Here is an 11741-nt window from a genome sequence, read left to right as displayed (position 1 = left end):
CGCCGTGGGCTGCGCCTACGGCGGGGGCTGAGCCCACCGCGCCGGCTCCGCCTGTCGGATCGTCGGTGCCGGGTGCTCCGGGCACCGAGCCGACGGCGCAGTTCGGCGCGGTGCCGGGTCCGTCCGACGCCGCGCCGTTCGGGGCTGGGCCGGGTGCGACCACGCCGTTCGGGGCTGGGCCGGGTTCGTCCGCGACCGCGCCGTTCGGGGCTGGGCCGGGTGCGTCCGGAGCGCCCGCGGTGACGCCGCCGTTTCCGCCGGCCTATCCGTCGGCCGCTCCGGGAGTGAGTGCTCCGCCGCCGTTCCCGGCGCCCTATGGGCCGCCGGCCGGTGGGGCCGGGGTTCCGGGTCAGCCGGGTTACGGCGGTGCCGGTCAGCCCGGTGCCGCTGGGGCCTATGGACCGCCCGGTGCGGCTGGGGCTTATGGACCGCCCGGGGCTTACGGCGCGCCCGGTTCGGGGCAGCCGGCCTACGGGGTGCCCGGCTCGGGACAGCCACCATACGGCGTGCCGGGCGCGGGGCAGCCGCCCTACGGCGCGGGGCAGCCGCCTTATGGGCAGCCGCTCTACGGAGCTCCGTTCGGGCAGCCGGCGGGGAAGCCTCGCAGCCGGGCCGCGGTGATCGCCGCGGTCGTCGTCGGTGTGCTGGTGATCGTGGCCGGGATCGGGGCCGTGGGCAGTATCTTCGCGCTGCGGTCGGACGACACGACGTCGAGCCGGCCGGCCATCGGGCCCGTCACGCCCGAGGCCGGCGGGTTGCCTGATCCGGCGCTCAGTGGTGAGCCGGAGGTCACCGAGGAGGCCGAGCAGGGGCCGGAGGCGAGCGCCTACCCGGCGGAGAAGGTCTTCGACCTCAACCGGGTGTGCGACGAGAACGTCTACTACCCGGATCAGCCCAAGCGCACGGGCAAGGCGCCGCACCCGGTCGTGCTGCTGGTCAACGACGGTGACGGGATCCGGAGCAGCAACGGTACGTACTACTTCGACCAGGGGCTCTCCGACTCGGTCAAGAACACGTGGGCTCCGGAGTCGCCGGCCAAGGTTCAGATGGTCGCCTGCCTGGACCGGGTGAAGGTGGGCGGCAAGATCCGGAGCTGCAAGTACGACGATCCCAAGGGCCTGGTCGTCACGCTCATGAAGGCGAGCTGGCGGCTGCGGGTCTACGAGGCGGCTACCGGAAAGGTGCTGCTCGACAAGGCGATGGCGGGCGATGACAAGGCGTGTCCGTACTTCGTGCTGTACGGCCCGGACAAGAAGATCTATTCGAAGGTGAGTGACCGGGCGGCGGTCGCGGCCCTCCGCAACCTGGTCAAGAAGTAGGCGGGTCGAGTGCCTGTTCGCGCCAGCGGTCGATGGACCAGCGGGTGACCGAGATGTTCGGATGGTCCGGTCCGAGGATGCGAAGCTCGTCCCGGAGCAGCTCCGCGAACGCGTCAGCCGCGCCCGCCGCGTCGCCCGCCTGGCCTCGGAACCAGGCCAGATTGCTCCGGGTGAGCAGGGTGTCGGGGTGGTCGGGGCCGAGGATGCGGATGTGGTCCTGGAGCAGGTCGGCGTACTCGGCGGCCGCACCGGCTGCGTCCTCGTTCGTCCCGCGCGCGTGGGCCAGGTTATTTCGGGTGATCAGCGTGTCGGGGTGGTCGGGGCCGAGAATGCGGATGCGGTCCTTGAGGAGTTCGGCGAGCGCTCCGATCGTGCCGGTGACATCACCCGACTCGGCCTGCCAGGACGCGAGGTTGCTCCGGGTGATCAGCGTGTCGGGGTGGTCGGGGCCGAGGATGCGGATGCGGTCTTGGAGTAGTTCGGCGAACGCTTCGGCCGCGCCGCTACTGTCTCCTGCCTCGGCACGCCAGGACGCGAGGTTGCTGCGGGTGAGCAGGGTGTCGGGGTGGTCGGGGCCGAGGGTGCGGATGCGGTCTTGGAGGAGCTCGGTGAACGCTTCGGCCGCGCCGCCCGGGTCGCCCGCCGCGCCCTTCCAGTAGGCGGCGTTGTTGCGTGTGAGCAGGGTGTGGACGTGCTCCGGCCCGAGGAGGGCGTGTGCGGTTGCCATCAGTCCGGCGAAGTAGTCCCGTGCGGCCGCCACCAGGCCGGACTCTCCCAGACTCCGACCGCCCGGAAAAGCGCGAGATGCGCGCCGTCCTCCTCGCTCCACAGATGGTCGCCCGGATGGGAGGCGAGAACGGCCGTGTTCGACCGCAGGGACTGGGCGTGACTCGAACCGCGTTCCACCTTCGGCCACAGCTCGGTGAGTGCATCGGCGGCCTGCCGCACCAGTTGCCCCTGTGTCGCGGCCGGGCCGGCGTCGCGTGTCACCCGCTGGACCAGGGCGTGCACCCGCGCCGCGCCCGGGCCCAGTTCGTCGGGAGTGTCCTCCACCTCGATCAGGCCGAGGCGGTGCAGGGCTCGCAGCGCGTCCTCGATGTCGTCGGCCGCGACGTCCGAGCCGACATGATCGGCGCAGTACATGCCGGCGGCTTCGGTGGTGAAGATCCCCAGCGGGATTCCGTTCGGGTCCAGAAGGGACCCGATGCGCAGCAGGGGAGTGGCGAGGCCGTCCGTGACGGTGTCGGCTAGTTCCAGGGACAGCGCCCAGGCGTTGGCCACCTGAAGTTCCTGCCCGTCAGGCAGAAGGTGCGGTGCCAGCCGGGGCAGCGGCCGCCTGGCGAGCCTGCGCCGGTAGCCCGCACACGACAGGTTCTGATCCAGCATGTAGGCCGCCGCCTGGGCCAGAGCGAGCGGCAGCCCGCCCAGGTCGCGTGCCAGTTGGGCGTCCTCAGCGAGGCTCTCGGGGCGGGCACCGAGCTTGCCGGACAGGTAGTCGAGTGCCTCGCGCTCGGTGAAGACGCCGACGTTGACCAGCCGTCGCCCGTCCACCAGGGCGGCGTCGCGGCGGCGGGTGGTGACGACGGTCCGCCCGGCTGCCGTCAGCGGCGGCCACAGGCCACGCATCTCGGCCGGGTCGGCCAGGTCGTCGAGCACGATCAGCCAGGAGTGGCCGGTGGTGGCCAGCCAGGCCAGGAAGCGCTCGGCGCCGTGCGCGGGGTCCGGGTCCTCGAAGCCGGTCACATCCGCGGCGGCCTGGGCGAAACGGGCCTGCACTCCGGTACGCGAGACAGCCGTCGCCCAGACGAGCAGATCGACCTTGCGCTCGGCCCACCAGCGGTGTGCCAGGCCGGCGGCCAGCTGGGTCTTGCCCACGCCACCCATGCCGGCGACGACCTGGCAGACGACGGCTGTCGCTTCACCGCCGGCCACCGCGGACTCCAGCGCGGCGTCGGCGGCTCGATCCAGCCGCCCGGAAGCCAGCGGGGGCAGTGGAGCGACGAGGTGCGGGAACGTGACCGGTGCGCGGCCACCGACGAAGACGTTCTGCTGCAGGTTGTGGTCGCCGAACTGGCCACCCCGCGTGCCGGTGGCCGTGTAGGACCGGGCGTCGCCGGGGTCAGAAGGTGTTGTGCTGCGTGTTGTGGTCACCGATCTGCACGCCCTTCGAGTTCCGCACGTCCACTCGGTACTTCGGGGGAGCCGGGGCCGAGGACAGGTCGAGAACCCGCTGGGCGGCGGCGACCACCTCCTCGTCCCGGTCGGCCCCTGCCGTGGAGACCTCCTCGCCCAGGGCGGGCTGCCACACGCCGGGCGACGTCTCGACAGCCTCCAGCGCCTGCCGCGCCGACTCCCGACCGGACAGCCGATCCCGCAACGTCTCCCGCAACACCGCATACGCCTCGGCGACGGCCCGGCTGCCACCGCCCGCACCGGTCGCCAGCGCCTTCAGGATGACCTCGAGATTAGTCATGATCACCTTCCGTAGCCGGGGACATCGATTCTGGCACGCCCAGGCGATCACAGCCGCAGCGAGAGCGGAGGCGCCGGGTGGGAGAAAGAGGCCCCGGGGCGCGGGGAGACGGGCACAGACGCCCTATGGCTGGACGAGCTGATAGTCCGGGACCTGCGGCCGCCGCTCGTCGCGGGGAAGGCGACTGTCCTGAAGGGTGGCACCTGCAGGAATGTCAGTACGAGAGACGCCGAGGCCCTGGAGACAGTAGCCGCACCAGAAGTGCGCGTACCCGATCATCCGATCCGGGTCCCCGGTGAAGACGAGGTTGAGACGGGCATGCCCGCAGTTCGGGCACGCGAGCACCAGCGGGCCAGGAGTGGCGTCATAGGCGGCGCTGTAGGCGTCGAGCCACTGATCGTAGGTCGCCATCATCGGGTTTCCTGGTCGGGGCGGATCGGCTGATTCTCCCACCAGGTGTCCTCGTGAGCGTATGCCCGGTCCTCGAAAGCGCTGAACTCCTCGTCACTACGGGGGAACGGCCTGCCCGCCGCGAGTTCGTCGTGGTGGAAGCGTTCATGGGCAATGGTCCGGGCGAGGTCCTCCTCACTGCGGAAGCCGGTCGGGTAGAGGACGATCGAACCGTCCGGCCGGGTCTGGCCGCAGATGCCGCGGATCGACCTGTTTCCGAGCGAGATGTCGAGGCCGGCGATGTCGATGCCGTACTTGGCGGCCACCCCTCGAACCGAATCCAAGGCGAAGAGCTGGATCGGCCCGGTGCCCCGTCTGCGTACGCGATTCAGAGCGGGCCGCCTCAGAAGGCGCCTGATCTGCTCGATGAGGTCATCGATCCGGGCCGAGAGCGGCACGAGGTTACGAAGGCTCGACAGCAGTCCACGAAGCCAGTTCGCGATCCTGGCCGTCCACGTAGCGATCAGCGTGGTCGCCTGGTGCACGACGAGGGGCGTAGCCAGCCCGAACGTGGCGGCGGCTTCGGCGGCGTAGACGACGAGCCGCGAGACGAGCGCCGCGATGGCGTCGCGGACCAGCAGCCGGACCGCCGCGATGAGGAAGCCGGCGCCCTCGGTGATCGCCGCCATCGTCTCGGAGGCTGTCGCCAGGGCGCCCAATGCATGCCGCTGCTGTTCGGATCGATCGCGGTAGCCGTCGGCCGCCAGTCCGGTCCACTCGGCGAGGTCGAACCGCACCGAGTGCCCGACCTCCTCGGCCTGCCGTTGGATCTCGCCGCCGACGTCGCGCCAGGTCTGCGCGTTCGCGGCGATGGCCGCCGGGTCGCCCGCGAGCCAATCGAGGGACTCGCTGAGCGGCTCGACGTGCTCGATCAGCCAGGCGACACCCGACTGCAGAAGCACCCCGACCGGGTCGACGACCGCGGCGAGACCGTCGAGTCCGGCACCGACGACGCCCAGCGTGCCGTCGACCCAGGAGCCGTCCTCGACGCCGCGACGGATCAGCTCGACGTCCTCGGCGATCCACACGCCGGCGAGAGGGCTCGTCATCGGCCGCCGCCGATCGTGCGGATCGCGACGGCGCTCTCGTCGTCGGCCGACTCGTAGTCGCCGGCGGCCCGGCGGAGTATCGCGGCGGTGTCGCGAAGCGACGCCGTGCCGGAGCCGACCGTCTCGATCATCGAAATGTGCAACTGCTGGAGCAGCACCGGAACGATCGTGCAGAGCCTGCCGTAGGACTCTGCGCCGGGGCGGGTCGTCGCGGCGGAGTGCCGGACGGTGTCGAGGTCGTCGGCTATGTGATCGAGATGGTCCGCGTGACGGCGAACGTCCGAGGGAGGAACGTTCATCGCTCGAACCCTGCGGTCAGTTCGGTGAGCAGAGATGCGTTCTGCCGAGCCAGATCGGCCCGGGCCGCTCCGACGGCTTCGATCACCTGCTCGGCGATCCAGCGTGCGGAGTGCCGGCGCACCTCCTCGTCCAGATGAAGGCTGACGATGGCGCCCGAGCTGTCGACGGCCACCTCGACCAGGCCACCGCCCGTGTGAGCGATCCAGGTGAGCTCGTTGAAGCGGGCCGCGAGCGCTTGTGCCCGCGCGATCCGTTCCTCGATCCGTCCCTGCCAGTCATCGACCCAGCGGTCGGCTTCGTCCAGTGAGCCGTCGTCGAACATCGGCGCTCCCTTCGGCACAGGGATGTACACCGGCGCCGGCCGTGTGGCTCACCGGCAGAATGCGGGGGCATGACGGACCTGAGGACTGTGCCGGACGACCCGGGTGAGGTTTGTGGGCTGATTGCGGGGTTTCTGGAGGACTGGTGCGGCACGGTCGTCGTCGCCGATGGCGAGCGGGAGGAGGAGGTTGCGGCTGCCGAGCGGCGCCTGGGCTTCAGCCTGCCCGTCGCGCTGCGGTGGGTGTTCGTCCATGTCGCCGGCGTCGGTCAGGATCCGCTTGTCCCGCCCGCGCGGTTGGCTGTGGACGGACACGGCGTCCTCACCTACCGTGAGGAGAATCAGGGCTGCGCCAGGTGGGGGATCCGCCCCGGCCGGCCCGACCCGGCCGTTGTCTGGACGGACGGCCGACAGTGGCGGCCCTACCTGGACCGGATCTCCGTGGACCTGCTGGCGTGGTGCCTGAGCGAGGCGATGACGCGGTCCGGCGCGCACGTGCTCTGGTGCCCGTTCGAGGAGCAGCCGGCAAGTCTGACAAGACTCGGCATTCCGGACCACGTGTTCTGGGCGGAGCCGGGCGCCGCGCCGGTCCGGTGGTTCCGCGCCGGCGACTGCCTGGTGCGCAACGACGGCGACATCCAGCTGATTGCCTTGGGGAAGACCAAAGAGGACGTACGCCGGACGAGCGCCGAAATCCGCGGTGAGTGGCGGGAACTCGACGATTAGGGAAGCCGCACGGGGGATTGCCGGGAAGCCGCGCCCGGGTGCACGTTGGCCGTGAGGTGAGGCTGATGACCCACGACCTGATGCTCCGGCTGTCGGAAGACGGTGCCGACGCCGAGCGCGTCGAGATGCTGACCGGCTATCTGCGGCGTGAGCTGGTGCAGCTCGACGTCGACGACGTGCGGCAGCAGCGCGGCGGTGAGGCGCCGCCCGGCACGCGCGGGTTCGATCCGGCGATGGCCGGTGCGCTGCTCGTCTCGCTGGGCTCGAACGCGGAGAGTCTGCGCGCGGTCGTGCAGACGATTCAGAGCTGGCTCGGGCGGGGCCGTGGTGTCACGCGGACCGTGCGGTTGGAACTCGGCGGTGACGTGCTGGAACTGTCTGAGGTGTCCGCCGGTGAGCAGCAGCGGCTCATCGACCTGTTCGTCCGGAAGCACAGCGCTGAAGACGGTGCGTGATGGCCGGGGCCCGCCGGGCGCTGATCGTCGCGAACGACACGTACGAGCATGACGGGCTGCGTCATCTGCAGGCGCCGGCCGCCGACGCCGAGGCGCTCGCCGGTGTGCTCGGTGATCGTGCCGTCGGCGACTTCGGCGTACGGGTGGTCCACAACGAACCGGCGCACGTGGTCCAGTCCGAGATCGAGGAGCTGTTCTCGGAGAGCCGGGCCGACGATCTGCTCCTGCTGCACTTCTCCTGTCACGGGTTGAAGAGCGAGTCGGGCGAGCTGTTCTTCGCGGCCCGCAACACCCGCCCGAACCGGCTCGCCTCCACCGCCACGTCGGCCGATTTCGTTCAGCGGTGCATGCGAACGAGCCGGGCCCGCAGCGTCGTCCTGCTGCTGGACTGCTGTTACGGCGGCGCGTTCAGCGCGGGCGTGACGGTCCGCGCGGCCGGCAACGTCAACGTCCTGGACAGCTTCCCGGCCGAGCGCCCGGGTGGGGGCCGCGGCCGCGCGGTGATCACCGCGTCGAGCGCGATGGAGTACGCGTTCGAGGGCGACCACCTGGCCGACGACCACGCGCCACGACCGTCGGTGTTCACCTCAGCGCTGGTCGAGGGGCTGGCGACCGGCGACGCGGACCGCGACCAGGACGGCTGGGTGTCGCTGAACGAGCTCTACGACTACGTCTTCGACCGGGTCCGCGAGCAGAATCCACTTCAGACACCCAGCCGTGACGTCGAGATGCAGGGCGAGTTGTACCTCGCGAAACGGCGCGGTGCTGTCACCGTACCCTCGCAGTTGCAGCCTGAGTTGCAGGAAGCCGCAGCCAGCCCGCTCGCCGGAGTGCGTGCCGCCGCTGTCGCGGAACTCGCGGTGATCGCGCATGGCACGCACGCTGGTCGCGCACTCGCGGCGAGGCGGGCTTTGGAGACACTCGCGGCCGACGACAGCCGCACGGTTTCCGCGGCGGCGTCAAAAGCATTGGGTACGCCTCCGTCAGCCCCGCCACCTCCGCCGCCTCCTCCTCCCGCACCTTCGCGGCCTGAGCCCGCACCCGCCGCGGCGCCCAGGAAGCACTGGACCGTCCCACGCCTCGCCGGCATCGCCGGACTGGTCGCGCTCCTGCTGTTCGTGGTGATCATGTTCGACCTGCTCGGCAACCGCGACCAGGGGAATCAGGGCTCGACTCCGCCGCCGAGCGCCTCGGCCGGCAACGCCTTCACCGCCACCGCGCCGTGGCGGCTCGTCGTCAAGGACCGGATCGGCCCGGAGGACAAGGGCTGCAAGGTGACCCTCACGAACACCGGCACCGGAGAGAAGGAGATCTACGAGAACTACGGGACGAAGTCCTACCAGATGCGCGAGGCGGGCCAGTACAGCTGGACCGCCAGCCACCCGCTCTGCCTGGTCAGCTACCGGGCCGGCGCGGGTTCGCTGGCACTGCCGGCCACCATCAAACCCGGAACGGGCGACACCGACGCCTTCACGTTCTCCAAGGGCATCACCATCGGCGTGATGAAACTGGTCGACGGCAAGCTGTGCGAGTACGACGTGCGCGACGTCAAGTCCGGCCAGTCGATCGCGTCCTTCGAACCCCAGCCGGTGGGCGGAATGATCTCCTTCGATCCGGAGCGGGACTCGGGGCAGTACTACATCGCTGACGTCAGGTGCGAGCTCAACATCGACACCGCCCCGTGATCCGTCCACGTAGGATCGGGTCATGGACTTCCTGCTGGGCGCGGTGGGTGCGGCAGCCGAGCATCTGGTGAGCAGGGCCATCGACGCGCTGGTGAAGCGGTATAGACCGCAGCGCGGCAAGACCGACCACACGATCGTGGCGAAGCACGCCTCCGGTGGACTGCAGGCGCTGCGGGACACCGAGCTGCGGTCGCTGCCGGACCACGACTGGCAGGCCGCCGTACTGGCGGTCCGTGACTCGCTGCAGGCCGCCGCGCCGGTCGTCGAGCGGCGCGTGCTCGACGGCAGCCTCCGGATCGAGGAGCTGACCCGGCTCGTCGAGACCGAGGGCGCACCGGTGCTCGCGCGGGCCGGGCTGGACGAGGCGGGCCTGAGTGCGTACCGGCGGGTGCTGGCCGACGTGAGTGCCGAGCTGGCGCTCTACATCCGCACCCGCCCGGAGTGGGCGGCCGCGGTCCGCGAGCGCGTCCGGGACCGGGTCGACGCGATCGAGCAGCGGGTCAGCGACCTGCCCGAGCAGCTGCGCCGGGAGCGCGAGGACGCCGGGCGGGCCTTCGAGGACCGGTACGTGGCACAGCTGCTGCGCCGTCTCGACGAGATCGAGCTGTTCGGTGTGGCGATGGGCCGCGGCGGGGAGAAGTACCGGCTCACCGAGGCGTACGTGAACATGAAGGTGGCCCGTGTCCAGGGCCACGACCGGGACTACACCGGTTCCGGCATCGCCGTGGCCGACGCGCTCGCCGACGACCGGCGGGTGCTGCTGCGCGGCGGTGCCGGCGCAGGCAAGACCACATTGCTGCGCTGGCTCGCGGTGACCGAGGCCGGCCGGCGAGGGCCGCGCCGGTACGTGCCGCTCTTCCTGCCGCTGCGCCGCTACCTCGACCGGGCTCTGCCGGAGCCGGACCGGATGGTGCTGGCCGCCGACGACGTCCTGGCCCGGGAGATGCCGTCCGGGTGGGGCAACGCGCTGCTGCGCTCGGGGCGCGCGCTGGTGCTGGTCGACGGGGTCGACGAGGTGCCCGCGGAGCGGCGCGCGGAGGTGCAGACGTGGCTGGGTGAGATGGCCGACGCCTATCCGGACGCGCACTACGTGGTGACGACCCGGCCGTTCGCGGTGGAGAGTGCCTGGCTCGACGGGGACGGGTTCGTGCCGTACGACCTGTTGCCGATGAGCCGGCGGGGGATCGGGGAGTTCCTGGCGTACTGGCACGACGCGGCCGGCCGCCGCAACGGCGCCGACGTGGAGGTTCGCAAGCGGCTGACCGAGACGCGGGAGCAGCTGGACGCGCTCCTGGAGAGCAACACGGAACTGCGGCGGCTCGCGGGGAGTCCACTGCTGTGCGGGCTGATCTGCGCGCTGGCCCAGAAGCCGTACCTGCGGTTGCCGCACGATCGCAAAGGGATCTACGAGGCGGCGCTCGACCTGCTCCTCGAGGGATGGGACGAGCAGAAGAAGCCACACATCGGCGGCCCGCCGCTGTTGCAGAAGGCAGAGCAGCTGGTTCTGTTGCAGCGACTCGCGTACTCGTACGTCAGAAATCAGGATCTTTTGATCGGCACGGATGAGGCCGTCCGGCGCATCGCCGGCCACATGCGCGGGTTGCGGGCCCACGACGCCGACCCGGAGCAGGTGCTGCGCTGGATCCTGGAGCGCACCGGCGTGCTGCGCGAACCCGACGACGGCCAGGTCCAGTTCCTGCACCGCACGTTCCGGGACTACCTGGCCGGACGGGAGATCGCCGACGTCGGCGACTTCGGATACCTGCTGAGCAACGCCCACCACAGCGAGTGGTACGACGTGGTCGTGATGGCGGTGGCGTATGCGTCCCGCAGCGAACGCGACCGCATCCTGTCCGACCTGATCGCCCGCGGCAACCGGGACCCGCGGATCCGCGACCGCCTGCACCTCCTGGCGGCCGCCTGCCTGGAACACGTCGTGGTGACGAACACCGACGACGTACGTGAACAGGTGCACGAGGCGGCGCAGCGGTTGATCCCACCCTCCGGGCCGGACGAGGCGGAACTGCTGGCCCGCGCCGGCTCGTTCGTCCTGGAACTGCTGCCGGGGCCGGACGGCCTCACCGAGGAGCAGGCGGCAGCGGTGATCCGGGCCGCGGCGCTGATCGGCGGCAGCGGCGCCTGGGAGCTGATCAAGGGTTTCACCTCGGTGCCGCAGCAGCGGGTCATCGAGGAACTGCTGCGGGCCTGGCGCGAGTCGGACGACCCCGCCGAGTACGCCCGTGAGGTCCTCGCCGACGTCGACTTCGGCGAGCCCTACCTCGACCGCAACGGCTGGCGCGAGGTCCGCGACCTGCGATACCTGAACCGGCTGACCTCGGTGGCCGTCCGCGGCGACGTCATGCCGCTGAACCCGCTCGCCGCGATCCCGTCCCTGCGCCGCCTGAAGCTGATGCAGAACGATGTCGTCCGGGACCTGTCGCCGCTGGCGGGCCGCAAGTCGCTGCGCACACTCTCCCTGATCCGCTGCAGCGCGCTGCGCGATCTGTCCGGTTTGGCCGGCACGACTGTCACGGGGCTGTCGCTGTTCCAGACCCCGGCCGACCTGTCCACGCTGCGGGTGCCGGGGTTACGGCTGTTGTCTGTCCGCCATCCGGCCCTGCGTGATGGGCTGCACGCGCTGCCGGACGGCCTGCCGATCCGCGCTCTGCGCATCACCAATCGAGCGGAGGACCGGCGCCTCGCCGGCCTCGACCGCCTCCCTCATCTGCTCCGCCTCGGCGTCACGGGTTCGCCGTCCGCGGAGGATCTGGGGGTTCTGGCCGCGTCGACGGTTCGCGTGCTGACGGTTGACGAGCCGCGGTCGCTGGCGGCTCTGACCGGCCTGGCCGACACGCCGGTGCTCGTCCTGTTCCTCACCAACCCGCGCACCGACGAGTCCCCGGCGGAGCTGGCGGCCGCCCTGCCCGGCATCCGCGTGTTCCTCTCCTGAGAACCGTTCCGTCGT

At 71.0% G+C, this 11741-nt stretch carries 12 protein-coding genes; 5 read left to right on the top strand and 7 right to left on the bottom strand.

The window, feature by feature from the left end:
- Positions 1–65 precede the first annotated feature (65 nt).
- On the top strand, positions 66–1319 hold the full coding sequence (locus tag AB0M02_RS28065; RefSeq protein WP_364231892.1) for a hypothetical protein: 1254 nt from the start codon (positions 66–68) through the stop codon (positions 1317–1319).
- Here the strand turns inward: AB0M02_RS28065 and AB0M02_RS28060 are convergent.
- From AB0M02_RS28060 to AB0M02_RS28030, 7 genes are all read right to left on the bottom strand, one after another.
- Complete coding sequence (locus AB0M02_RS28060) at positions 1309–2079, bottom strand: tetratricopeptide repeat protein (protein WP_364231890.1); 771 nt, start codon at positions 2077–2079, stop codon at positions 1309–1311. The two genes, AB0M02_RS28065 and AB0M02_RS28060, sit on opposite strands and share 11 nt — an antisense overlap.
- Entirely contained in the window at positions 2046–3470 is a 1425-nt protein-coding gene (locus AB0M02_RS28055; protein WP_364231887.1) for an NB-ARC domain-containing protein, read from the bottom strand. Before AB0M02_RS28055 ends, AB0M02_RS28060 begins: the two co-directional genes overlap by 34 nt.
- A complete protein-coding gene (locus AB0M02_RS28050) occupies positions 3439–3792 on the bottom strand; it encodes an RIP homotypic interaction motif-containing protein (protein WP_364231885.1) in 354 nt (117 codons plus the stop codon). Before AB0M02_RS28050 ends, AB0M02_RS28055 begins: the two co-directional genes overlap by 32 nt.
- A 123-nt stretch (positions 3793–3915) precedes the next feature.
- A complete protein-coding gene (locus AB0M02_RS28045; RefSeq protein WP_364231883.1) occupies positions 3916–4206 on the bottom strand; it encodes a hypothetical protein in 291 nt (96 codons plus the stop codon).
- A complete protein-coding gene (locus AB0M02_RS28040; protein ID WP_364231881.1) occupies positions 4203–5291 on the bottom strand; it encodes a hypothetical protein in 1089 nt (362 codons plus the stop codon). Before AB0M02_RS28040 ends, AB0M02_RS28045 begins: the two co-directional genes overlap by 4 nt.
- The gene (locus AB0M02_RS28035; RefSeq protein ID WP_364231878.1) at positions 5288–5590 is read right to left on the bottom strand and encodes a type VII secretion target; all 303 of its coding nucleotides are present in this window, start codon (positions 5588–5590) and stop codon (positions 5288–5290) included. Before AB0M02_RS28035 ends, AB0M02_RS28040 begins: the two co-directional genes overlap by 4 nt.
- The gene (locus tag AB0M02_RS28030; RefSeq protein ID WP_364231875.1) at positions 5587–5913 is read right to left on the bottom strand and encodes a YbaB/EbfC family nucleoid-associated protein; all 327 of its coding nucleotides are present in this window, start codon (positions 5911–5913) and stop codon (positions 5587–5589) included. Before AB0M02_RS28030 ends, AB0M02_RS28035 begins: the two co-directional genes overlap by 4 nt.
- A 69-nt stretch (positions 5914–5982) precedes the next feature.
- Here AB0M02_RS28030 and AB0M02_RS28025 point away from each other — a divergent pair, with 69 nt between their 5' ends.
- From AB0M02_RS28025 to AB0M02_RS28010, 4 genes are all read left to right on the top strand, one after another.
- On the top strand, positions 5983–6636 hold the full coding sequence (locus AB0M02_RS28025) for a hypothetical protein (RefSeq protein WP_364231873.1): 654 nt from the start codon (positions 5983–5985) through the stop codon (positions 6634–6636).
- A gap of 65 nt (positions 6637–6701) precedes the next feature.
- Complete coding sequence (locus AB0M02_RS28020; RefSeq protein ID WP_364231871.1) at positions 6702–7091, top strand: hypothetical protein; 390 nt, start codon at positions 6702–6704, stop codon at positions 7089–7091.
- Positions 7091–8776 (top strand): caspase family protein, encoded by a 1686-nt coding sequence (locus tag AB0M02_RS28015; RefSeq protein WP_364231869.1) that lies wholly within the window; start codon positions 7091–7093, stop codon positions 8774–8776. Before AB0M02_RS28020 ends, AB0M02_RS28015 begins: the two co-directional genes overlap by 1 nt.
- A 22-nt stretch (positions 8777–8798) precedes the next feature.
- Positions 8799–11726, top strand: coding sequence for an NACHT domain-containing protein (locus tag AB0M02_RS28010; RefSeq protein WP_364231866.1), 2928 nt, complete (start codon positions 8799–8801; stop codon positions 11724–11726).
- Positions 11727–11741: the final 15 nt, after the last annotated feature.

Source organism: Actinoplanes sp. NPDC051861, assembly GCF_040681145.1.
In the GTDB taxonomy this organism is placed as follows: Bacteria; Actinomycetota; Actinomycetes; order Mycobacteriales; family Micromonosporaceae; genus Actinoplanes.
This window is presented reverse-complemented; position numbering and strand designations above follow the sequence as displayed.

Coding starts and splice junctions, on each gene's coding strand:
- AB0M02_RS28050 (WP_364231885.1), bottom strand. CDS start 3,792: ATGACTAATCTCGAGGTCATCCTGAAGGCGCTGGCGACCGGTGCGGGC.
- AB0M02_RS28045 (WP_364231883.1), bottom strand. CDS start 4,206: ATGATGGCGACCTACGATCAGTGGCTCGACGCCTACAGCGCCGCCTAT.
- AB0M02_RS28030 (WP_364231875.1), bottom strand. CDS start 5,913: ATGTTCGACGACGGCTCACTGGACGAAGCCGACCGCTGGGTCGATGAC.
- AB0M02_RS28015 (WP_364231869.1), top strand. CDS start 7,091: ATGGCCGGGGCCCGCCGGGCGCTGATCGTCGCGAACGACACGTACGAG.
- AB0M02_RS28040 (WP_364231881.1), bottom strand. CDS start 5,291: ATGACGAGCCCTCTCGCCGGCGTGTGGATCGCCGAGGACGTCGAGCTG.
- AB0M02_RS28035 (WP_364231878.1), bottom strand. CDS start 5,590: ATGAACGTTCCTCCCTCGGACGTTCGCCGTCACGCGGACCATCTCGAT.
- AB0M02_RS28020 (WP_364231871.1), top strand. CDS start 6,702: ATGACCCACGACCTGATGCTCCGGCTGTCGGAAGACGGTGCCGACGCC.
- AB0M02_RS28010 (WP_364231866.1), top strand. CDS start 8,799: ATGGACTTCCTGCTGGGCGCGGTGGGTGCGGCAGCCGAGCATCTGGTG.
- AB0M02_RS28025 (WP_364231873.1), top strand. CDS start 5,983: ATGACGGACCTGAGGACTGTGCCGGACGACCCGGGTGAGGTTTGTGGG.